This is a genomic window from Pseudodesulfovibrio alkaliphilus (genome assembly GCF_009729555.1).
GTDB classification, from domain to species: Bacteria; Desulfobacterota; Desulfovibrionia; order Desulfovibrionales; family Desulfovibrionaceae; genus Pseudodesulfovibrio; species Pseudodesulfovibrio alkaliphilus.
On record NZ_WODC01000003.1, the window covers coordinates 111706 to 134246 of the forward strand.

Sequence of the window (22541 nt, forward strand, 5' to 3'; positions counted from 1 at the left end):
TTGCAGCGCCTTAGCGGCGCGAGATGAGCACAAGGCCCGCCAGTACGCAGGCGCACCCGACAATCCGGGACAGCCCCACGGACTCGCCCAGGATCGCGGCCGAAAGGATCAGGGCAGACACGGGCATGACCGAGGTGAAGACCCCGGCCGTGGCCGCGCTCACCCTGGTCACGCCTGCAAACCAGAACAGATAGGCGAGCACGGTGACGAACACGCCATAGTAGGCCACCGAAACCCAGCCCACGACTGACACCGCGCCAAATCCCCCGGAAGCGGGAATCGTGAAGATCAGGTCCCAGGCCGCGCCGGGCAGGAACCAGACCAGCCCGAAAAGCGACACCGCCGTGGCCGCGGCCAGAGGCGTGAGCGGCTCGGTCACTCCCTTGCGCAGAAGCAGAAAGAACGACTCGAAGCACACAGCTCCGAGCACCAGCATATTCCCGACAAAGGGCATGGACCCTGTACCCGGATCAGACGCGGCATTGACGGCCAGCAGGCCAGCCACGGACAGCAATATGCCCAGCCCGGCCCGACGCGTGGGCCGCTCGCCCATGCCCAGCCAGGCGATGAGCCCCATGCAGGCCGGTGTGGTGGCCGTGATGACCCCGGCACTGGACGGAGCGGTCAATGCCAGCCCGTGGAGCAGGCAGACCGTAAACAGAAATGAGCCGCACAGGCCCTGAACCGCCAGGATCAGCCACGATCGGCGAGAAAGCCGGGGCAAGCCGCCCTCGCGCATCCGCAGAAGCGGCAGAAGAATGACCAAGGCCAGGGCGAAACGCAGGGCCGAGGCAAATTGCACGGGCAATTCCTCGACCATGATCTTGCCGGCCACCACCGAACTGCCCACCAGGATCATGGCCAGGGTCAGACAAACAGGGGCATGGAGGGATGCGTTCACAGGCTCTCCTTTGTTGGAGAGACCTTACCCTTGCCCGGCCGCCCGGTTTTGAAGATTCTTGCGGAAGCCGCCGGGCGTCATCCCTGTCTGGCGCTTGAAGAGACGGGTCAGGTGTGCCTGATCGGCAAAACCGCATTCAACGGCGATATCCGCGATGCGGCCCGGCCCGGCCAGCATCCGGCGGGCCCGGTCCACCCGCACCTGGGTCAAATAGACATGCGGGGTGACGCCGACCTCGCCCTCGAAGACGCGCACCAGATGCCAGGGCGAGAGCCCGGCCTCGCGGGCCAGCCGCCCAAGGGAGAGGTCCTCGCCATACTCCGCCCGAATGACCTCCCTGGCGCGGGCCACGGCGCGATGCTCCCGCCCGGCCCGAGGGCGACGGCAGCGCTCCTCGGCCCAACCGCCGATCCACTCGCGCAGCAGCGCCATGAGGCGGGTCTCCTTTTCCATGCGCGGCGTCCAGGGCCGCTCCAGAAGCCGGTGTGTAAGCACGATCCGGGCGGCCAGGCCAGGGTCGTCGATCACCCCCATGCGAAAGTCGGGCAAGGCATCGCCCGTCGCCCCTGCCAGCACCTCGGGCCGCAGATAGAACATCCGGTAGGCCCACCCTCCCGGCGCGGCTCCATGTCCGTCGTGCACCTCGCCCGGCACCACCAGATTGACCTGCCCCCTGGCCGCCACCACCTCCTGGCCCATGTACCGGAAACGCATGGACCCGGCCTCGATGCAGCCCAGCGCGTACCCCTCGTGGAAATGGCGCGAAAACCGCTGGGTCACATACCGTGCGTGTAACAGCTCCACCCCGCCGAGCCCCGGCGGCACGGTCATGATCGCAAACTCGCACCCCGGACGCGGCTCTTCCTGATAGTGTTCCATGGTCACGGATCATGCCTCCGTACCAGGGCATTGGCAAGGGCTTACGGCTCCCGGCCCGCGTCCCACCCCGTTTTCCGGCCGGAGCCGGATAGGCCATGCGGACCGTTGCGAGACCCTGGACAACGGCACAGGAGGAAGCGATACATATCTCTCAGAGAGTGTCGGAAACGCGGGCCTTGTGCCCCAGGGTCCGGCTCTGGCCACCGGATTTGGGGCTGGTCCACGCCGGAGACACCGTCAATTCCGGGAGACAAGCGCCCCTTGCTCCTGTGCCGGGACGTGGTCCGCAGCTGCCAGCGCGTTTCCGGCTGCCGCGCCTTTTGCCGCCAGGGATGATCGCGGCCGGGCCGGGCAGCGGTCGAAGGCGCCCCGGCTCGGGCCTGCACCTGCCCAACCCCTTTGCGCCGCCTTGATCCGCTGATATGAAGCGAAACAGGCAGCGTGGAGCCCGGCGGACGAACCCGGCCCGGCATGCCACCAAGCAGGGGCAATGACAACCGCCCCGCGAGGCCTTCGCAGGGCAAAGGAGCCCCTGGCAGCAAGAGGGAGATGAAGCCCGATTATTGTGAACGAAAGCTGGCCTGGGAAAACGCCACGCGCTCCGCCACAGATTCGTGCGGCTGGTCAAGGGCATCAATGGCCGCCAGGCGCACCATGAGGCCAGTCCCGTTGGCCATCTGTATGGCAAGGCCGGGGCGGGCGTTGAGCTCCAGGATAACCGGGCCTCGGTGTTTGTCCAGGACGATGTCCACACCGAGGTAGCCCAGGCCGGTCATCTCGTGGCAACGCGAGGCCAGGGCCAGGCAGTCGGCCCACTCGGGAATCACCAGATCGGCCAGACGTTTCCCCGTGTCTGGATGCGTCTTAAGGGGAGTGCCGTGCTGAATGGACAGCAGGGCGCACCCGGTGCCGATGTCCACGCCCGTGCCCACCGCCCCCTGATGCAGATTGGCTTTGCCTCTGGAGTTGACTGTGGAAAGCCGAGCCATGGCCATGACCGGATATCCCTTGTAGACAATGACCCGGATGTCCGGGACGCCCTGGAATGAGAAGCCGTCGAACACATCCGAAAAGATGATTCTTTCTTCAAGCATGGCAACGTCCGCCCTGCCGCCGAGACTGAAGAGCCCGCTGAGAATGTTGGATGTATGCCTGTGCAGATCGGCCCGGCTGATGACCATGCCGTCCGACTTGACGAACCCCTCGCCTTCTCGCCCGGTGATCACCAGTATCCCCTTGCCCCCGCTCCCGTTGGCCGGTTTGATCACAAAGTCCGGCTGACCGCTCAGGAACGGCACAAGCTCCCTGACCTGCTGCTGAACGCGAACCACGCCCAGCAGTCTCGGAACCGGGATGCCCGCCGCTTCGGCCATCACCTTGGTCTTGAGCTTGTCGTCAACCAGGGGGAACAGGCGGCGCGGGTTGTTCTCGCTGATGAGCCGGACGTTGCGCATGTTCATGCCGACGATGCCCAGCTCCTTCAGCCGGGCGGGTGTGATGAAGCGTAGCCTGGGCATCCTCATTTCAAAGGCTCGAATCGACGGAGTTCACTGAGCCTGTAGCCGGTATAGTTGCCGATCAGCAGGATGACGGCCAGCACGACCAGCAGAAGCTCGGGGAATGAATAGGTCAGATGCCCCACCAGCCTGTTGATCAGCAGCAGATAGACGAGACTGGCCGTGAGCAGGGAGCCGCTGCCCTGGATGAGCACTTCCTTGACGCCTTCCTCCTCCCAGAGAATGGACATCCGCTCAATGGTCCAGGCAACGATGATCATGGGAAAGAACGTGACCCGCAGGCCCACATCGCTGTCCATCTTGTGGCTGATGACCGAGATGGCCAGATAGATGATGATGACGAAGACCAGGACGGCTGATATCCTCGGCACCAGCAGCAGATTGAGACGGCTGAGATAGGACCGCAGGGCGAGCCCCAGGGAGACGATCAGGACAAACAGGGCGAGACCAGGAAGCAACGTCGTCTGCAAAAAAGTCAGGGCGATGAGGATGGGCAGAAACGTGCCGCTCGTCCTAATGCCGATAAGGCTGCGCATGACGACCACCACGAACGCGCCCAGGGGAATGAGCAGCAAGAGCTTGAAGGCTGCCTGCACCTGGACAGGCAGGGTGTAGATGGAGAAGTCCACCAACGGCGACTTTCTGCCCAACTCGGAGTCGATGGCCGCCACGTTGGCCAGCATGGAATTTTCCACCGAAGAGAACGAAACCTTGGAATTGCTTCCCCCGATGACTTCAAGCAGGGATTCGTCGTTGAGCTGCCAGAGCAGGAAGGCTTCGGAATTGATGGCGGTTGCCGTGCGCGGGTCCAGCAGAACCCAGTAAGGACCGTCGCGCACTTCAAGGTAGCGGCGGTAGGGTGTGCCTGCCCCCTTCGCGCCAAGGAAGATGCCGCCCACCACCCTGGACTCTATCCCGGCCCGGTGCAGCAGGGCCCGGGCAACTCCCAGCGGCCCATCCAAAACGTGCTTGAGATTGAGGAGGCTTGAAGCTCCGGTGTTGTTCTCGGGATCATTGAGCAGGCGGAGAAGCTCCATGGCCATAGGAACCGGATCGGATTGCTTCTCCTTGGCCGCGGCCAGGAGCGTGTCGGCAAACATCTCCGCCGCGCCGCTCAGCCGGGGAGGCCGAGGCTCGTCGTTTTCACGCTTGAAGGGCTCAACTCCTTCGGCGCTGCCACGACGGTAGGCCTTGATCCGCAAGTATATCTTCTGGGGTCCCTTGGCGTTTTCCGTACTCCATAGGGCGCGGGTGCCGCCGCTTCCGTTCACAACCCGATAGGTGTAGCCGATGTTCTCATCCACGATGTCCACAATGTCCACGATGACAAGATCCTTGAAATTGTCTGGGTGGTTCAGCGAGACCTCCACCGGGCCGCCGTCGGCATCAAAGGATATTTCCGCCTCGACAGTCCAGACCATTTCCCGCGCTGACGGCGAGAGCGCAAAGCCCAGGCAGACGACCTTGTAGACCGTGACGCCGATTCCAAGGACCGCCAGCAGACAGACCAGTGTGTAGAGCTGTATCTTGCTACTCATGTTTCTCGCTCAAGGGAGAAGTCGTGTACTCCTGGGTCACGTCCACCACGGCGCGCCCATGCAGAAGCGAACGCCCGATCAGAACCGGGAACTCGTAGCCACTCCGGTCCGTCAGTGAAAACGGGGTCACGCATTCAATGCTGTCGAGCTTCACCGGAAGCTTGACCACATAACGTCGTTGCGACTCTCCGTGATGCCCCTTGATCAGAACGGTGCGATGCAGAGGACGCTCCACTTCGATGATGTCGCCCGAAACCGGGCTCTTCAGAGAAAACCGCACCCATTTTTTCCCATCGCGCTCGTAGGGTTGAATGGTATCCGCGTGCAGAGACGATGTCGTGGCCCCGGTATCGATTCTGGCCGGGAGCTTTATCCCGATGCTTTCAAAGGAAACATACTCCATCTGACCGAGCACGATCATGTCATTGATTTTAGGCTTGGCCGGGGGTTTGGCCGGGGTGGTTGCGGGTTCGGGCCTGGGGTGTTTCTGCGGGGTGGGCGGTTTCGCTTGCTCAATCGGACTTTGGACCGATGCGGCGCCGGGGTCGTCACTCGTTTCATCCCTGAGCTGCGTGTCGTCGCTCTCGGAGGCGGGCTGCTGGCTCTGGTCAGGGTCAATATCGCCAATACGCTTGGGAGCGCATGCGGCCGTCAGCGCGAGTGCCGTCAGGAGAAAGGCAATCAAACCGAATTTCGCGTATCTCATCTGATAAAATCCCTCTCGGGCGGCTTCAGCCTTGCGCTCACTTGAAACTGCCCTTCCGAGTTTTCAACCATTTGGGCCATGTCGGCCGTCTCTGTCGAGACATGAAGGTCGCCGAATTCCGGTGCACTGTAGCCCATAGTCCAGATGCGGGCTTGGCGCAAGGATGTGAAATCGATGTGCATGCCCGCTGTGGGCACGGACTCGCCATGGCTGCGGCCAGACAGCTGCAACCCTTTGATAAAACAAATGCCGGCTGTAGCTCACGGGGCTCCAATGGCTATCCAATGGCCCGCAAACAAAAAGGTCCGCCCACCCCTGGCGGGGTGGACGGACCATATGATCGCGAGAGGACGGTCCTAGAAGCTGTATCCGAGAGCGGCGCGCATCTCGGCGGGAATCATGGCATCCTGTCCGGGCTCAAGGGCCTTCCAGGGGGCTCCGGCGTCCTTGCGGGCGGCCTTGACCTCTTCCAGATCGAAACCGTAGCGGGGCACCTCGAACTGCTGGCCGGGGTAGATCAGATCAGGATTCTTGATCTGGCCGCGGTTGGCCTTGTAGATCATGGGCCACATGAAGGGATCGTTGTAAATGTGCTTGTACTCGGAGATCCACCACAGGCACTCGCCCTTGGTCACGGTGTGGGACACGGGCAGGGCGTCGTACTCGGCCTTGTACACATCCATCGGATCGGTCACAACGACCTGCTCGACGATAACCTCTTTCTCCTCGACCACGACCACTTCTGGCTCGGTCTTCACTTTCTTCGAGCAACCCCAGGCAAAGACAAGGCACATGGCGATTGCAAGTAAAATCAGCTTCTTCATTGATTGCCTCCTCGGAATTGATTCGCTTTCCATACCCGCTTGTGCACACAGTTCACGACTGCATGCCATCTGCCCAATTATCAATTATTTTCTTTTCTTGCAAGACAATTCTACTGCAAGGGTTCTCCTCCCTCGCCTTGTCCAAAGCCTGGACCGCTTCCTCGATCCAGCCGCCCATGCGCAGGCTCTGGCTGGCCAGAACGTACATGCGCTCGGGTTCGTCGCCGTAGATGGCCTGGATCAGTCCCTCGTACTCGTCGCGGAACACGCTCCTGACCAGCCCGTTCTGGGAAAAAATGTACCGGGCCAGCAGGACGTTGTCGCTGTGGCGATGCAGGTAGCCGGGCAGCAGTTGACGGCACTTGGCCATGATGAAGCGGATACGGGCTATCTCGCGCCGCATGGATTCCTCGGTCTGGCTGAGTACCAGGAAAAGCTGGCTGGCCACATCCTGCTCGGCGTCTGCGCTCCCGGGGTCGCCCTTGATCTGGACATGGAACCAGGGCGCGTAGTTTTCCTTCTGGTAGGCATCTTCCTTGAGCTTGATGGTCTCGTGGAAGATGTAGCCGATGGCCCAGTCGAGCAGTCTGCCGCCAAGCTGGCCATGGGGGTCGTTGCGAAAGACGTGGTGGGCCGTGTCCTTCATTCTCCAAAGCAGCCCCTTGTCCATCTCGGTGCCAACAATGTCCCTGAGCACCTCGAACTGCACCGTGCCGTCGGTGTCAAAGCCCTCCATCTGCCGCTCCAGGGTCTCGCACGCCTGGCAAAAGAACTTGAACAGGTCCCGGACGAACTCCGGGTGCTTGGCCTGAATCCACGCCTTGGACATCGCTCGCCTCCCGTCCTCCGGCTACACTGCCGGGAAAATGATGTCCACCCGCGCCCCGCCGTCGTCCGCGTTGCTCAGATCCATCTGTGCGCCGTGGCTTTCGAGGATGGTGGAGACCAGGGCCAGCCCCAGGCCGGTGCCGGCATCCCTGGTGGTGAAAAAGGGATCGCGCACCTGCTCGATGTGCTCGGGCACGAATCCCGGGCCGGTGTCCTGGATGGTGATGTGCAGCCCGCCCTCGTCGCGGGCGGCCCGCAAGTAGACATGGCCTCCGCCGGGCATGGCCTGCAGGGCGTTGGCGATGAGGTTGTAGAAGGCGCGGTAGAGCAGATCCTTGTCGCCGCGCACCGTGAGATCGCCGCTGTACTCGCGGTCAATGACCACGCCGAGCTTCTCGCACTCGGGCTCCATGAACACGGCCACCTGATCGAGCAGACGCCCGGCATCGACCGCGGCCAGGGCCGGTTTCCTGGGTCGGGCATAGTCCAGAAACTCGCCCACCGTGCGAGTCAGCCGTTTGGCCTCCTCGTGCAGGGCCTCGAGAATCCGCGTGTGGGGGCTCTGCTCCTTGGCCGCCTTTTTGAGCATCAGCTCGGCGCTGGAGCAGATGATGCCCAGAGGATTGCGAATCTCGTGGGCCACGCCCGCCACCATGCGGCCCATGCCCGCCAGTTTCTCCTGCTGCTGCAACTCGAAGATGAGCTGCTCCTTTTCGCGCAGCTGCTCGTTGCTCAGGCGCTCGGCCCGGCGCAGCACGGCCAGCACCAGGAAGAAGAGCACCACCGAAGTGAGCAGGGAAAAGGCGATGACCAGCCGCTCGAAGTTGAGCATGGCCATGAAGTCGGGGGTGATGTCCTGGGTGAACTCCATGATGCCCATGATGGGGTTTTCGGAGATGTCGGTCAGGGAGCGCTCGGCCCGCAGGGGATAGTAGGCGCGCAGGGTCAGGCTCCCCGGCTTGAGGCTGACCCGGAAGAGCGAGGCGAACTTGGAGACCCTGGCCAGGATCTCGGGCGAGAACCGGGCCGTCTCCCAGGTGCGGGTGACCATGAACAGGGCATCGCCCTTGCGCCCCACCTCGTCCTTGTCCAGGGAATAGGTGATGATGCCCTGGGGATCGTAAATGCGCAGCGAGGTGACGTGGAAGCTGTGGACCGTGGAGCGCACCACCTGATCCAGGGTCCGAAACTGCTCCTCCTGGCGAAGGCTGATGCCCCCGTAGCGCATGACCGTTGGCATGACAAAACGTGTGAACACCTGATGGCTGACGTTCTCAGCCAGGAGCAGCGCGAATTTCTCCTGCTTGTCCAGCAGGGTGCGCTCCGCGTACTTGGAAATAAAGACGGACAGCAGCAGGCTGAACCCGAGAATGATGGCGAACAGGCTCCAGGAAATGACCTTGACGAACTGGAGCGGCTTGCCGCCGCCGTCGCTATGCTGTGTCAACGAAGTGAACCCCTGTACCGGGCCATCGGCCCGGCCGGTCGTAGGTATGTCCCCATCCGGGCCGCCCCCGGAGCGATCAGAATTGCCGCAGATCGCGATCCGCCGTGAGGAAGGCGTTCAGGGCCGCCTTCTCCTCCGTCAGCCCGTCGGCGTTCATCCGCGCCTTGGCCAGCCGCTTGCCCATCTCCACCGCGGGCTGATCAAGGGGGTTGATGCCCATGAGCCAGCCGGTGAGGATGGTGGCCGCTCCCAGCAGAGCGATGAGCTTGCCCGCCTGCCTGGGCCCGTCGTCGGACAGGCGCAGTTCCACCAGGGGCACCCCGCTGTCCGAAAGGGCCATGCGTGTGCCCAGGGCCTCGGCCTGGAGCAACTCCCCGAAATCCCGCCCCCGGACATAGGCGAACTGATCCGGCAGGTCGGAGGGAAACTTCGGTCCCCGCGGCAGGTTCGGACAGGTCAGGAACAGGCATGCCTTGTTGCGGATGCCGTCCATGAACATCTGGTTGACCGAGTGCTGGTCCGTGACGCCCACGGCCGGGATGGGCTGGCTGCCCTTGCCCTCCTTGCCCAGCGACTCGGCCCACAGCTGGGCGAACCAGTCGCCAAACCGCGCCCACAAGGGGATATAGGCGAAAAAGATCATCTCATCAAAGCCCTTTTCGAGGAGCGCCGCGCCCCAAACGGCCAGTTGGAAGGAGCCGTGTGCGGCCAGGGCGTCGCCGGTCAGACCGGGAGCGGCCAGGGGCGCAGCCACCTGACGCGCTCCGTCCATCAGCGCGTCGATGTCCATGCCCAGAAACAGGGCCGGGATCAGCCCCACGGCCGAAAGCACGGAATACCGGCCGCCGAGGTTGTCGGGCACAGGCAGGGCCCGGATGGCATGGCGCTCGGCCTCACCGCGCAGGAACCCCCGGTCCTCGTCCGTGACAAGGAGCATGTGGGCGGCCCAGGCATCGCCCAGGCGGGTACGCATCCACTCCTTGACGATGAAATATTGCCCCACGGTCTCGATGGTCCCCCCGGACTTGGAGACCGTGACCACCACGGTTTTCTCGGGCGGCAATTTGGCCAGATACGCCTCCAGGGCGTAGGCGTCCACGTTGTCCGCCACCCACAGCCAGGGACCGGCATGGCCCGGCTGGTCCTGCTGGGGGAAGAACGCCTGTTGCAGAGCCCGCGCACCCAGGGCCGACCCGCCGATGCCAAGCAAAAGCATATGATCGAAGGTCTTGAGAAAATCCTTGAGCTGCGCCAGCTCGTCCCCGAGGGCCGGGCCGTAGGGCATGGTCAGAAAGGGGAGCCTGCCCGCGCCCGTCTCCGCGGCCAGCCGCGAGGCCATCTCCCCAGCCCGCGCCTCAAGGGGGGCGGTGTCAAGATTTTCCAGATTCGCGCCAGTCCAGTCGAGCATATCGACCATGGTGTCCTCCTTGGGCTGAACGGTCGTGACCTGAAACAGGCCGGTCACAGGAAAGGCCACAGTACCAGCATTCCCGAAAAAGGGAAGGGCCGGGGGTGCGGACCTACGCCTCTGCTCCGCCCGGCGGGCTATTCCGGCTTGCCGAAAAGCGTCCGCTGCAGTTCGGCCAGGGTCGGGCAGGTCCCGGCGTGACAGACCGGCTCATGGCCCAGCCGGTCCGCCTGCTTGAGGCGCACCTCATGGGCGACCACGGGCCGCACCTGGCCGTTAAGGTCGATCTCGCCCCAGAAGGCGGCCATCTCGGGCAGCGGCCGGTCATAGTAGGAGGAGAGCACGGCCGAAACCACGGCCAGATCGAGGCCGGGGTCGCGGGAAGCCAGACCGCCCGTGATCTTGGCATAAATGTCATGGCCGCCGAGGTTGAGCCTAAGCCGCTTCTCCAGCACGGCCAGCAGCAGATTGAGGCGATTGGTGTCAAACCCCAGCGCCGTACGCCGGGGGATGGACAGAAACGACTTGGAGACAAGGGCCTGCACCTCCACGGCAAAGGGGCGCTGGCCATCCACGGCCAGGGCCATGGCCGTGCCCGAAAGGCTCGGGTCCCGGGCACCAAGAAAGAAGGTGGCCGGGTCCTCCACCACCTTGAGCCCCTCTTCGGTCATGGTGAAGACCACCAGCTCGTCGCTGGGACCGAATCGGTTCTTGAGCACCCGCAGCACGCGGGAGAAATGCTTGCGGTCCCCTTCGAGGTAGAGAACCGTGTCCACCATGTGCTCCAGCAGTTTCGGTCCGGCGATCTGCCCGTCCTTGGTCACATGCCCCACCAGGATCAGGGTGGTGTCTGTCCGCTTGGTCTTCTCCACCAGTTCGCCGGACACGGCGCGCACCTGCCCCACGGACCCGGGGATACCCTCGGCCAGTGGCGAGGCCAGGGTCTGGACCGAGTCCACAATGAGCAGCTCGGGCGGATTCGGCCCGTCGAGCACGGCCAGCGCATCCTCGACCTTGTTGGTGGCCAGGGCCATCAGACCGGGACCCAGCAGGCCGAGCCGCTCGGCCCGGCCCTTGAGCTGGGGAAGGGACTCCTCCCCCGAGAGATACACGGCGGTGCGGCCCAGGCGGGCCTGCCCTCCGGCCAATTGCAGGAGCAGGGTCGATTTGCCGATGCCCGGCTCTCCCCCCAGCAGGATGGCCGCGCCCGGCACCAGCCCGCTGCCAAGCAGGGCGTCCAGGGCTTCAACACCCGAAGGACGCGCAGCCAGATCCTCTGCCTTGAGGTCCTCCAGCAGCCGGGGGTGGTCCCGAACGCTGTCCCCGCCCGCCAGGGCGGCCGTGGCCCGATTGACCGTCACAGGCTCCAGCGTGTTCCACTCCTTGCACGACGGGCATTGCCCCTGCCAGCGCGGCGACTGCCCTCCGCAGGAGGCGCAACGATAAGCTTCCCTGGTTTTCACAGGCTACCGCGCCCTGGTCCAGATTTCGCGCCCAGTCAAGCCGTTGCCGACGCCTGCAAAGACCCATTTGCCGGAAAACCCGTCCCCGGTGGCCTTGAGCACGGTCACACCGGCCTCGGAACCATCCTCGCTGGTGAAGGACAAGCTCAGGGTCCCGGCAGACTCGTCAAAGAATCCGACGCCCACATAGACGTGGCCGTCCATCTCGCCGCGGTACTTCCAGGCTTCTCCCCAGGCGGTCAGGCCCACAGTGCCCTCATAGTCCTTGGGCCCTGAGGGGTCCGAACCGGGGTCCCACCCCGCCACGGCGTAGCTTCCTGCAATATCGGCCCCTCCGGCAAGCGCCGGTCCGGGGACGAACAGCGCAACAGTCATGAGGATCAGAAAGGACCTCAGCGCATGTTTGATCATATCCCAATCTCCTTGTTTTCTGTGGCATTGTCCTGGCGCCGTCCCGGTCCGCCCCGCAATGGTCGCGGGCCACGGCAGTGCCTGTCCGGGGTTTTCGCACTATCCCGTGTTTTGCGTCAAAATGTCCAGCCCGGAAAAAAAGCCGCAAGGCAGGGCAAACCCGCAGGCACATCCCGGCATCGCGGCGTCTTCCGTGCACAATGCAAGAGCGCTTCGTGCAAACAGGTGGACAACCTCGCCACCGGGCGCCATTCCCCGCCGGGCCGTCGGGCCACCCTCTCTTCTCCGCTTGGATTGCGGGGGCAAACGTGCTAAAGCGGCCTCCACGAGCTTTTCCCGGAGGAGATCAGGAAGCCATGAGAGCGAAGACACATCTTGAAAATGCGCTGCAAAAGGTGCTGGCCGACAAGGGTTTTGCGTGGCCGGACAAGGCCGTCATCGAGCCGCCCAAGGACAGGCGGTTCGGCGACATGTCGGCCAATGTGGCCATGATGCTGGCCAAGCAGGCGGCCAAACCGCCCCGCGCCATCGCCGAGGAAATCAAGGAGGCCATGGCCGACGACCCGCGCCTCGCCCGCATCGAAATCGCCGGGCCGGGATTCCTCAACTTCACCTTCGCGCCCGGCTTCTGGCAGGAAACCGTGGCCGTCATCCGCGAGGCGGACGGAACCTACGGCGCATCCGATCTGGGCAAGGGCGTCCGGGTGCAGGTGGAATATGTTTCGGCCAACCCCACCGGACCGCTGCACATCGGCCACGGCCGGGGCGCGGCCCTGGGAGACTCCCTGGTGCGAATCCTGGAAAAGGCCGGGCACGAGGTCGAGGCCGAGTACTACGTCAACGACGCGGGCCGCCAGATGCTCATCCTCGGCTCGTCCATCTGGTACCGGCTCAAGGAGCTGGCAGGCCGCAACGAGGCAGAGCCCGAGGACTACTACCGGGGCGACTACATCATCGACATCGCCCGCGACGTGCTGGCCGCCAACCCGGACATTCTGGAGATGGACGAGGCCGCGGCCGTGAAAATCTGCAAGGACCACGGCATGAACGAGATCCTTGAGGGCATCAGGGAGGATCTGCGGGCCTTTGGCGTACGCCACGATGTCTGGTTCTCCGAGAAAAGTCTGGTGGCCGACGGGCTGGTGGACGAGACCTTTGCGGACCTGCGCCGCAGCGGCCTGGGATTCGACCAGGACGGCGCCTTCTGGTTCCGTTCCACGCAGTTTGGCGACGACAAGGACCGCGTGCTGCGCAAATCCGGCGGCGACACCACCTATTTCGCCTCTGACATCGCCTACCACGACCACAAGTTCAAGCGCGGCTTTGATCTGGTGGTGGACATCTGGGGTGCGGACCACCACGGCTACGTGCCGCGCATGATGGCCGCCTGCGAGGCCTTGGGCAAAAAGGGAGGGCTCCACGTCATCCTGGTCAACCTCGTCAACCTGCTGCGCGACGGCGAGCCCGTGGCCATGTCCACCCGTGCGGGCGAGTTCGAGACCCTGAAGGACGTGGTGGACGAGGTGGGCGCGGACGCGGCCCGATTCATGTTCCTCTCGCGCAAGTCCGACTCCCGGCTGGATTTCGACCTGGAGCTGGTCAAGCAAAAGACCATGGACAACCCGGTCTACTATGTGCAGTACGCCCATGCGCGCATCTGCTCGCTCTTTGCCAAGGCCGCCGAGGCGGGCGTAAGCCCCGCCGGGCCGGACGGGACCTCACTGGCCATGCTCGACACCGAGTTCGACATGGACCTGCTGCGCCTGCTCGACCAGTATCCCGACTATGTGGAATCCGCCGCCCGCGCCCAGAGCCCGCACCTGATCAGCAGCTATCTTCAGGAGCTTGCCTCCACCCTGCACAGATACTATACCAATTGCCATGTCCTCTCGGCAGACCCGGCCCTGGCCTCGGCCCGGCTGATGCTGCTGGGCTGCGTGGCCGGGGTGGTCAGGGACGGCCTGGGGCTGCTCGGCGTGAACGCCCCGCAATCCATGTAGCGAGCGCGAGGGGGCAAGGAAATCATGGCAGACATCGGCGCAACGCCGCCCAAAGTCAAAACTCCCAAGCAGAGCAGGCCGGGCAGGACATGGGACTTCTCCCTGACCCTGCCGGGCATGATCAGCGCGGTCGGCGCGGGGGCACTCGCCCTGACCTTCTTCTTCGTCATGGGCATCCTCATCGGACGCGGCTACCGGCCCGAGGCGGATGTGCCCAGGCTCGGCCAGATCATGCCGCGCACCGAGCACGGCCAACTGGCTGAAGAACAACCGCTTCCCACCGTCCTCCAGGCCGAGGAGCTGGAATACCCCGACCGCCTCAGGGTCTCGCCCGACAAGATCATGGACATCCTGCCGCCCGAGCCGACTCCTGCGGCTGCCCCGGCACCTCGGCCGCAGCCCCAGGCAGCCGTGCAGCCGCAAGCCCCGGCGCCCCAGGCCGCGGCAACGCCTGCCGCGCCACAGGCCCAGGCCGCCCTCCAACCGGCCGCCCAGGCCGCGCCCGGCGATCCGGTATTCGACTACGTCTATCAGGTGGCCTCCTTCCGCCAGCGGGACATGGCCCAGACCCTGGCCGACAAGCTGGGCACAGCCGGACTCAAGGCCGGTGTGGAATCCGGCGATGTCAACGGCGCCACCTGGCACCGCGTCCAGGTCTTCCATCACGGCACGGCGGCCTCCACCGAGACCATGCGCGCCGCCCTGGCGAAATTCGGCGTCGACAAGCCCCTGCTCAGAAAAAAGACCGCCCGCTGACACCTGCCCGCAGCCCACGGCAACCAAGCGCCCGCCACGGATAGTTCCGTGGCGGGCGCTTGGTTGCCGTCATGGGGCCGGGCCGGACGCGATGGGTCCGGCCGTCAGCGCCGCCCGGCTCCGAACCGACGGACCGCCCAAGGCAGGACGGCAACGGCCACGAGCACCAGCACCCACACCCGGCCCGAGGCCAGATCGTAGTCATCGAGGGCGTCCGTCAGAGGGCGGCCCTGAAGCATCACCACCATGAAGAACTCGAAGGCCACGGTCAGCCCCAGCCAGAGGATTCCCGCCAGCACGGCCTGAAGCGCCGAGGCCAGCGGGCGGACCCGGCCGAGCCACAGGGCATAGGCGGCGAAGAGAAACACGGCCGTCAGGCTCGAAAGCTGGTGCGCGGCAAGCTCGGGCAGATACGGCCCGTAGACCGTCTCGCGGATCACGCCGTTGATCACGGCAAGGCCGAGCATGGGCAGCCAGGCAAGGGCATAAACGAGAAGTGTCATCATGGTATCCTGCACATGAGAAGAGGCGGACCTGACGGCCCGCCCCGAAGCGTTGTCACGTTTTGGCCCGTTCCGGCCGGGGGTCAGTGCTTGTGCGCGGCCTGCCAGGCGGTCCCGTCGGCTCGGCCCGCGTCTTCGAGCCGGTCGGCGTCGCCCGCCCCGCGCCGGAACATGCGCCGTGCCAGATAGATGAACGGGGTGTCCAGGGCTGCCACGGCCACCTTGATGATGTAGGTGGAGAGCATGATCTCAAGGAACACGTTGAGCGGGAACACCCCCCAGAAGGCGATGAAGCAGAAGATGGCCGAGTCAAGGAGCTGGCTGACCACGGTGGAGGCGTTGTTGCGCAGCCACAACATGCGTCCGCCCGTGCGCTCGCGAATGGCGTGGAAGGCCCAGACATCGTGCATCTGCGAGACGAGGTAGGCGGCCATGCTGGCCAGGGCGATGCGCGGCATGAAGCCGAAGAGCGCGGCCAGATGCGGCTGGGCGAAATCATCGGCCGCAGGCTGGAAGAGCAGGGCGATCTGCATGTAGGCCACCATCATGACCAGGGCCACAAAGCCAAGCAGCACGCCCTTTCGCGCCTCCTTCTTGCCGTGGAACTCGCTGAGCAGGTCCGTGGCCAGGAAGACGCTGGCGTAGAGCACGTTGCCCAGGGTGGTGGTCAGGCCGAAAAGCTCCACGGTCTTGAGCACCTGGATGTTGCACAGCAGCAGGTTGAAGACGATGAGGCCGAACAGGCCCACCCGGCCGAACAGCCGGTACACCACCAGAACCATGCACAGGTCCACAAGGGCAAAGGCGATCCAGAGCGTTTCGTTCATGGGGGTTGCCTAGTCCCGAACCCGCTACAGGTCAAGCCAAAGTTGGCGGCGCAACGCATGGCCCTTCCCCCCTCCGTCTTGCCCGGAAGCACAGCCACCCTCCCCGCCTGAAACTCCCCATTGACTTTTTCTTGCCCCGCCACTATCCGATATTGAAACTCATTTTCACACAGTCCCAGATATGGCGGTATCCTTGGACAGAACAAAGAAAAGGGATGCAGAGGCTCTCTGCATCGGCTACAACGATTCCCTGCGAAAGCTGTACGACGGGTGTTTCGACTCCCTGGTGGGCTACCTGCGAGCGCACTTCCGCTCCTGCCCGCACCAGGCCGAGGAAATCGCCCACAACGCTTTCGAACGCATGGCCGCGCACAAGAAGCCGGGCACGGTGGACAATATCCGTGCCTTTCTCTGGCGCACGGCCCGCAACATGGCGCTCTCGGACCTCCGCTCCAGGCGGGTGGCCCAGCGGTATCTCATTGAGTCGCGGCAGGCGCTGGGTCAGGAGGACGACCACTCCCTGACCCCCGAGCGCATCCTGTCGGGCAAAGAGCAGGTGGCCATCGCCGTGTCCTGTCTGCGAGCCATGCCCGAGCAGCGCCGCAGGGCCTTCATCCTGACCAGGATAGAGGGCTTGAGCCACGCCGAGGCATCCGAGACCCTGGGTGTCTCAAGACCCGCTGTCAGCAAGCATGTGGCCAGGGCCGCAGCCGACATCTACGCGGCCCTGGGCGAGGACACCCCCAACCCGGAAGAACGAGATGGCTAAACCCGGCACCGACATCATGACAACCGCCTTTGAGTGGTGCGCGACCCTGGACGAGGCCCACGTCTCCGAGGCGGACAGCCGCGCCCTGGCAGCCTGGCTTGAGGCGGACCCCTCCCACAGGGAGGCCTTTGACCGCGCCCGGAGGTTCTGGCACGAGCTGGGCGGTCTCGGGCGCGAGCAGTTGGACCCGGCGTTCTTCCACCCGTCGTGGCGCGAAAGGGCTCGGGCGGCGATGCGCGGAGCGGTATGCCGGATTCGCGAATGTATGCAGTGCAGGCAGCCCATGGCCGTGGGCAGCGTTGCCGTGATCTGCGGTCTGCTTGTTTTCGCCATCTCTCACCTCACGGTTGATCCCGGTGTTGCCCCGGTCCGGGAGGCTGCCCACGCCACGCGCATCGGCGAAGTGCGGACCGTGCGCCTCGACGACGGCAGCAGCGTCACCCTGGGCGCGAACACCTCCATCGCCGCGACCATGGACAGCCACGGCAGACTTGTACGGATGAGCGAGGGTGAGGCGTTTTTCGAGGTGGAGCGAGACACGTCCAGGCCCTTTGTCGTCGAATCCGGCGACCTGCGGATCACGGTGCACGGTACGGCCTTCGACATCCGACGCAGCGAGCTCGGAGCCCGTGTGGCCGTGACCAGCGGCGTGGTCAGCGTCTCCTCCCCCCAGCTGGCCGACCCGGACGCCTCCGCTCAATACCAGACAGGCGATTCCGCCACGACATCCGGCATCTCCCGCGTCCTGACGGCGGGCGAGCGCCTCTCCCTGGAAGCCGACGCGCCGGTCCGTGTCGAATCGGTCCGGGCCGAGGACGTGGCCCCCTGGCGCCACAACATGCTGGTCTACATCGATGCCCCTCTGGCCGAAATCGTGGCGGACTTGAACCGCTATCAGCGCCGCTCCATCCGCATCCGGGACGAGTCCGTAGGACGCATCCGGCTCACCGCCACCTTCCACGGCAACGATATCCAGGGCATACTCGCAACCCTGACCGAGGCGCTTCCCGTCCGGCTGGCCCATGTCGGCCCGGACATCGAGCTACGCAGCGCCCCCTGACAACTCACCCCTTTTTTTTTCGTATCGCGGTTACGTCCAGCCCCCCTCAGGCGTCTTATCTCGTAGAGGGATAGTAAACTCCGCTCACCAAAGTCGGCCCCAGAGCCTGTACGCAACGCCCCGCAACGCTTGTCGCGTCCGGGACTTCACGCTGCGGCCTGCCGACGCACCCCATTCCTGCGCACCCATTCGTTCTGAGGAGGACATTGACGTGGTGAAACAGATTCTTTCCGCAACATGCCGCACAGCGCTCACGGCCGCGACCCTGGCGCTGTCACTGCTGATCATGACCCCGGCGGCCCTGGCCCAGGGAGACGTACGCGACATCGACTTTCCGGCCCAGCCCCTGCAGCAGGCCCTGACGGCCACGGGACAAGCCTTTGGCGTGACCGTGGTGGCCCCCGGCGACATGGTACGCGACCGCATGGCCCCGGCCGTGACCGGCCGGTTCACCGCCGACGAAGTGGTCTCGCGCCTGCTGCACGGCTCAAACCTCGCGGCCCGGCGCTCCGCCAACAACGCCATTGTCATCGTTGACAGCGCCGCCCGGGAGGCCGACGCCGACTCCGAACCGGCCACTGGCATGGACACTGGCTCGGGTCTGCGCCTTGCTCCAGTCATCGTCACTGGCGAGCGCGCCGAGCGAACCCTGTACGACACCGCCTCCTCCGCCTCGGTCGTCAGCGGCAGGGACATCGACAACACCCCCGCCTTCAAGGAAGTCAGCGACCTCCTCCAGTACACCCCCAACGTGGACCTGGGCGGCAAGAGCAACGAAGGCCCCACCATCCGAGGCATCAAGGCGGGCGGCCCCCTGGGCGGCGTGTACGCCTTCTTTGGCGGGTCCCGTCCCCGGGCGACCATCACTGTGGACGGCAGGCCTGTCAGCTTCAACGAATTCATTTTTGGCGCCACTTCCGTCTGGGACGTGGACCGCGTCGAGGTCTTTCGCGGCCCCCAGACCACCTCTCAGGGCGTGAACTCCATCGCGGGCGCCATCCACGTGGTCACGGCCGACCCCACCTTCGAGCACAAGGCCAAGGCCCAGGCCGAGGTGGGCGACTATCGATCCGGCCGCCTTTCGGCCAGCCTCTCCGGCCCCGTCGTGGACGAGGAGCTGGCCTTCATCGTCTCCGGCGACATGCGTCGGCGCGACAGCTTTGTGGACATCCAGCCCACCGACGACTACGGCCCGGACCCCAATACCATCCTCAACGGAACTGTGCGCGGAAAACTGCTGTGGGAACCTTCCGCCGTCCCGGAAATGAAAATGAAACTCACCCTCACAAGGGTGCACAACGAGGGACCGCAAGCGGAATATGTCAAAAAACCCTACAAGGATCTTAAATCCATCTCTGTCAACCTGCCTTCCTGGCATGTCATCTCCAACGCGGGCATCCACGACGTGAGCTACGAGTTCTCCGATGCCGTGGAGGTCAGCAACCGGCTCTCCTACGCCGCCGTCTCCAGCAGACGGTATGTGGACATGGAAAACGCGGGAACCGCGACAACGGACAAGGGCGAGCTTTCCAACGAAACCATCATGCGCTGGCAGGCCGAGGATTCCGGGCTGTCCGGCCTTGCGGGTGTCTTTCTCCAGCGCTCCTACGCCGACGAGTATCTCAACTACAGCATCGCCGGAGTGGGCTCCTTCAAGGACCTGCAAACAGGTGTCGGCCTGTTCACCGAAGCCACCTACGACATCACGGACCGGCTCGACCTGACCCTGGGTCTGCGCTTTGAGAGCGACCGGCAGCACCGCACCGGCTTGACCACGGGCGGGTCGCTCTACAACGTCGACTTCGACTACGACAAGACCTTCAACGCCCTGCTGCCCAAGGCCGTCCTCGGCTACGACGTGACCGACGATCTGCGCATCGGGGCCATGGTCTCCCGCGGGTTCAACCCCGGCGGCGTCACTGTCCTCTGGTCCGACGGCACCCTCAACACCTTTGACGAGGAAACCGTCTGGAACTACGAGCTGTTCGCCCGCACCAGGATGCTTGACGACCGTCTCCAGCTCAACGCCAACCTCTTCTATGCCCGGTACGAGGACTACCAGCTCAACTACCAGGCGGGCGTGGCCTTTGGCAGTGTAATTTATGGCATCGCCAACGCGGAGGAGGCCCACAGCTACGGCCTTGAACTGAGCGCCGACTACCTGGCCACCGACTCCCTGCGCCTCTTCGGCGGCCTGGGTCTGCTCAAGACCAAGATCGACAAGTTCACCAAAGCGGGCGGCATCAATGCCGAGGGTGCGTCCTTCATGCGTTCGCCCGACATCACCCTGTCCCTGGGAGCGGACTACGAAATCATCGACGGTCTCCGCCTGGGCGGCCGCGCCCGGTACGTGGGCAAATACAAGAGCGAGGACACCAGGGACAGCCTCTCGGCCGGCGACTACACCGTGGTGGACCTGCAGGCCAGCTACAACCTCGCCTCGTTCACGCTCTACGGCTACGTCAACAATGTCTTCGACAAGTTCTACACCGTCAGCGAACTCCAGATCGGACGGGCCATCGTGGGCAATCCCCGCGAGTTCGGCGTGGGCGTCAAATACGAGTTCTAAGGATATCCCATGACCGCAACCAACACCTCCCCGCCCCGCGGCGGAAAGACCATGGCCCGCATCGCCCACCTCGTCCACTCAGCGGCGGGCCTGTGGTTCACCATGCTGCTCACCCTGGTTCTTGTCACGGGAACCCTTGCCGTGTTCGCCCCGGAGGTGGACCAGCTCGTCTTCCCGACCATGCGGACCGTGCCGCCCGGCCCGGACGCGGCAAAGATCAACCCCGGAGCCCTGTACGACGCGGTGGCCAGGGAGTATCCCGGCCTGGGCATCACCCACATGGACACGGCCGTCCACCAGCGGTACGCCCCGGCCTCGACCACTGTGATCCTCCCGGGCAACCAGCGCCGCAACGTCTCCGTTGACCCCTACACCGGAAGCATCCTCGGCGAGCAACCGCGCATGACGGTGCAGCACTTCCTCATGCGTCTGCACGCGGTGCTCTTCCAGGGCGTGTACGGATTCTACGTGGTCAACTTCAGCGGCGTGGTCATGCTGGTTGCCATTGTTGCCGGACTCTTCGCCTACCGGCGATTCTGGCGGGGCTTTCTCAAGCGGCCCCGCCAGGACCGCGGGCAGCGCATCCTCCTTGGCGACCTGCACAAGCTCATCGCCCTATGGTCGCTGCCCTTCCTGCTGATCATCGCCCTGAGCGGAACCTGGTACTTCTACAACTTCCCTCTGGCCCACCTTGAGCTGGTGCCCAACGTGGTCAAGACGCAACCCGCCCCGCCCAGCCTGGAACAGGCAGACCTCGAAGCCCTTGGACCGCATACCCCGACGCCCCTGAGCGGAGTCGAGATCGTGGACACGGTCCTGGCCGCCTATCCCGACATGGTCGTGACCGGGCTGATGCCGCCAGCCAACATCAACATGCCCTTTGTGGTGCATGGCGAGCGGGGGGAATATCTGCTCGGCCCGGAACCCAACGCCGTGGCGGTCAACCCATTCAGCGGCGAGATCATGGCGGCGTTCCTGTCTGAAGACCTCTCCCTGGGGCACTTCCTGTTCCAGGGCATAAGCCAGCTGCACCATGGCGAACTGCTGCCCATGCGGGCGCCTTGGGGGGCCAGGATGTTCATGAAACTGCTCTGGTTCCTCCTTGGCGCGGGGGCCTGCTTTCTGTCCATCTCGGGTCTGCTCATCTTCCTTGGCCGCACACGCCGGGCCGCCGCCGACCTGGGCTGGCGCAGGGCATGGCGCTGGGTCAGGCCGTGGGGAGGGGCCATGGGCGTGTTCAAGTATGTCAATGTGCTGATCCTCGTCGGCGCAGCCGCGGGAATCGTTCTCGCCACCACCATGGGCGGACGGGGCGCTCCCCCGCCGACCCTGACCTACGCGCCCGCCAGCACAGGCGTATTCCACGTCGCCCTGCGGCTCACGCCGGACATGCGCGCCCCGTCGCCGGAGCTTCTGCACCCGGGCGGCAGGGTCATGGCCTTCCCGACCTTCGCCGACGGGCACTACCGGGACGCCCGGTCCATCCTCATCGGCATCACCGGGGCCAGGGGATCAAGCGGGAGGGGCGTCCGGGTCATGGGAGCCGAAAAACTCGCCTTTGCCCCGCTGCAACTGCCCGAGAACATGGAAGAGGCCGAGCTGTGGGTGGAAATCACCTCATGGGACGGAAAGGTGCACAGAGCCCAATGGCCCCTTGTGGCCGGGTCCACTGCAGACCCCTCGTGACCGGCTCCGCACGCACCGCCAAATTCAACCGCAACCACCGGAGAAGATACCATGACAGCAAGAACCACCCCCCTGGCGCTCCTCGTTTTGACCCCGCTATTCGTCCTGGCCCTTTGCTGGCAGGCCCACGCCCACACCCTCTACTTCACCCTGCACGACGCGGGTGACGGCATGGTGGAGCTTGAAGGGCTCTTTTCCAACGGAGCACTGGCCTCAAGGACCACGGTTAAGATCTACGACAAGGCGGACGGCAGCCTGCTCTGGCAGGGAAGAACCGACGACTTCGGCACCTGCACCTTCGAGAGGCCCGAGGTGCCCTACGAGGTGGAGGTGGACGCCGGACCGGGACACAAGGCCCGGGGAGCCGGCATCTGACCGGCTGCCCCGACCGCGTTTCGCAGGCAAGGAAAACCGCTCCACCTGAAGGGCGAACAGCCCGGGCGTCCGTC

The 22541-nt window shown here is 64.6% G+C and carries 21 protein-coding genes; 7 read left to right on the plus strand and 14 right to left on the minus strand.

All coding sequences use genetic code 11. The features are described from left to right. Positions 1 to 10: 10 nt before the first annotated feature. The 12 genes from GKC30_RS05980 to GKC30_RS06035 all read right to left on the minus strand — a co-directional run bounded on the left by GKC30_RS05980 (position 11) and on the right by GKC30_RS06035 (position 11922). A complete protein-coding gene (locus GKC30_RS05980; protein ID WP_367614005.1) occupies positions 11 to 901 on the minus strand; it encodes a DMT family transporter in 891 nt (296 codons plus the stop codon). A gap of 24 nt (positions 902 to 925) precedes the next feature. Continuing rightward, on the minus strand, positions 926 to 1780 hold the full coding sequence (locus tag GKC30_RS05985; protein WP_155933502.1) for an AraC family transcriptional regulator: 855 nt from the start codon (positions 1778 to 1780) through the stop codon (positions 926 to 928). A gap of 560 nt (positions 1781 to 2340) precedes the next feature. Then, positions 2341 to 3297, minus strand: coding sequence for an alpha-L-glutamate ligase-like protein (locus GKC30_RS05990; protein ID WP_196772826.1), 957 nt, complete (start codon positions 3295 to 3297; stop codon positions 2341 to 2343). Between the two features lie 2 nt (positions 3298 to 3299). Next, positions 3300 to 4835, minus strand: coding sequence for a UUP1 family membrane protein (locus GKC30_RS05995; protein ID WP_155933066.1), 1536 nt, complete (start codon positions 4833 to 4835; stop codon positions 3300 to 3302). Then, positions 4828 to 5541: an ATP-dependent zinc protease family protein gene (locus GKC30_RS06000; protein WP_155933068.1), complete on the minus strand. Its 714-nt coding sequence runs from the start codon at positions 5539 to 5541 to the stop codon at positions 4828 to 4830. The genes GKC30_RS05995 and GKC30_RS06000 overlap by 8 nt, the downstream gene beginning before the upstream one ends. Beyond that, a complete protein-coding gene (locus GKC30_RS06005; RefSeq protein WP_155933070.1) occupies positions 5538 to 5723 on the minus strand; it encodes a hypothetical protein in 186 nt (61 codons plus the stop codon). Before GKC30_RS06005 ends, GKC30_RS06000 begins: the two co-directional genes overlap by 4 nt. A gap of 174 nt (positions 5724 to 5897) precedes the next feature. Next, positions 5898 to 6365, minus strand: a complete 468-nt coding sequence (locus GKC30_RS06010) for a LysM peptidoglycan-binding domain-containing protein (protein ID WP_155933072.1) — start codon at positions 6363 to 6365, stop codon at positions 5898 to 5900. A gap of 52 nt (positions 6366 to 6417) precedes the next feature. After that, positions 6418 to 7194: a hypothetical protein gene (locus tag GKC30_RS06015; RefSeq protein WP_155933074.1), complete on the minus strand. Its 777-nt coding sequence runs from the start codon at positions 7192 to 7194 to the stop codon at positions 6418 to 6420. A gap of 21 nt (positions 7195 to 7215) precedes the next feature. Further along, complete coding sequence (locus GKC30_RS06020) at positions 7216 to 8640, minus strand: ATP-binding protein (protein WP_155933076.1); 1425 nt, start codon at positions 8638 to 8640, stop codon at positions 7216 to 7218. Between the two features lie 76 nt (positions 8641 to 8716). After that, positions 8717 to 10057: a phosphoglucose isomerase-related protein gene (locus GKC30_RS06025; RefSeq protein ID WP_155933078.1), complete on the minus strand. Its 1341-nt coding sequence runs from the start codon at positions 10055 to 10057 to the stop codon at positions 8717 to 8719. 128 nt (positions 10058 to 10185) lie between these two features. Beyond that, positions 10186 to 11511 carry a DNA repair protein RadA gene (radA, locus tag GKC30_RS06030; protein ID WP_367614006.1) on the minus strand — a complete coding sequence of 442 codons (1326 nt, stop codon included), beginning with the start codon at positions 11509 to 11511 and terminating at the stop codon, positions 10186 to 10188. A gap of 3 nt (positions 11512 to 11514) precedes the next feature. Next, positions 11515 to 11922, minus strand: coding sequence for a hypothetical protein (locus GKC30_RS06035; protein WP_155933080.1), 408 nt, complete (start codon positions 11920 to 11922; stop codon positions 11515 to 11517). A 356-nt stretch (positions 11923 to 12278) separates the two neighbouring features. Here GKC30_RS06035 and argS point away from each other — a divergent pair, with 356 nt between their 5' ends. Both argS and GKC30_RS06045 read left to right on the plus strand, forming a co-directional pair. Then, complete coding sequence (argS, locus tag GKC30_RS06040) at positions 12279 to 13922, plus strand: arginine--tRNA ligase (protein WP_155933082.1); 1644 nt, start codon at positions 12279 to 12281, stop codon at positions 13920 to 13922. A gap of 24 nt (positions 13923 to 13946) precedes the next feature. Further along, the gene (locus GKC30_RS06045; protein WP_155933084.1) at positions 13947 to 14678 is read left to right on the plus strand and encodes an SPOR domain-containing protein; all 732 of its coding nucleotides are present in this window, start codon (positions 13947 to 13949) and stop codon (positions 14676 to 14678) included. 104 nt (positions 14679 to 14782) lie between these two features. On the opposite strand, the gene GKC30_RS06050 is transcribed toward GKC30_RS06045, so the two are convergent. Next, positions 14783 to 15181 (minus strand): hypothetical protein, encoded by a 399-nt coding sequence (locus tag GKC30_RS06050; protein WP_155933086.1) that lies wholly within the window; start codon positions 15179 to 15181, stop codon positions 14783 to 14785. A gap of 83 nt (positions 15182 to 15264) precedes the next feature. Further along, the gene (locus GKC30_RS06055; protein ID WP_155933088.1) at positions 15265 to 16008 is read right to left on the minus strand and encodes a queuosine precursor transporter; all 744 of its coding nucleotides are present in this window, start codon (positions 16006 to 16008) and stop codon (positions 15265 to 15267) included. Positions 16009 to 16201: 193 nt separating this feature from the next. Here GKC30_RS06055 and GKC30_RS06060 point away from each other — a divergent pair, with 193 nt between their 5' ends. The 5 genes from GKC30_RS06060 (at position 16202) to GKC30_RS06080 (ending at position 22467) form a co-directional block, all read left to right on the plus strand. Next, a complete protein-coding gene (locus GKC30_RS06060) occupies positions 16202 to 16777 on the plus strand; it encodes an RNA polymerase sigma factor (RefSeq protein ID WP_196772827.1) in 576 nt (191 codons plus the stop codon). Then, positions 16770 to 17837: a FecR family protein gene (locus GKC30_RS06065; protein WP_196772828.1), complete on the plus strand. Its 1068-nt coding sequence runs from the start codon at positions 16770 to 16772 to the stop codon at positions 17835 to 17837. The genes GKC30_RS06060 and GKC30_RS06065 overlap by 8 nt, the downstream gene beginning before the upstream one ends. A 211-nt stretch (positions 17838 to 18048) precedes the next feature. After that, complete coding sequence (locus GKC30_RS06070) at positions 18049 to 20406, plus strand: TonB-dependent receptor (RefSeq protein WP_196772829.1); 2358 nt, start codon at positions 18049 to 18051, stop codon at positions 20404 to 20406. Between the two features lie 9 nt (positions 20407 to 20415). Then, positions 20416 to 22092, plus strand: coding sequence for a PepSY-associated TM helix domain-containing protein (locus GKC30_RS06075; protein ID WP_155933096.1), 1677 nt, complete (start codon positions 20416 to 20418; stop codon positions 22090 to 22092). Positions 22093 to 22143: 51 nt separating this feature from the next. Further along, positions 22144 to 22467, plus strand: a complete 324-nt coding sequence (locus tag GKC30_RS06080) for a hypothetical protein (protein WP_155933098.1) — start codon at positions 22144 to 22146, stop codon at positions 22465 to 22467. Positions 22468 to 22541: the final 74 nt, after the last annotated feature.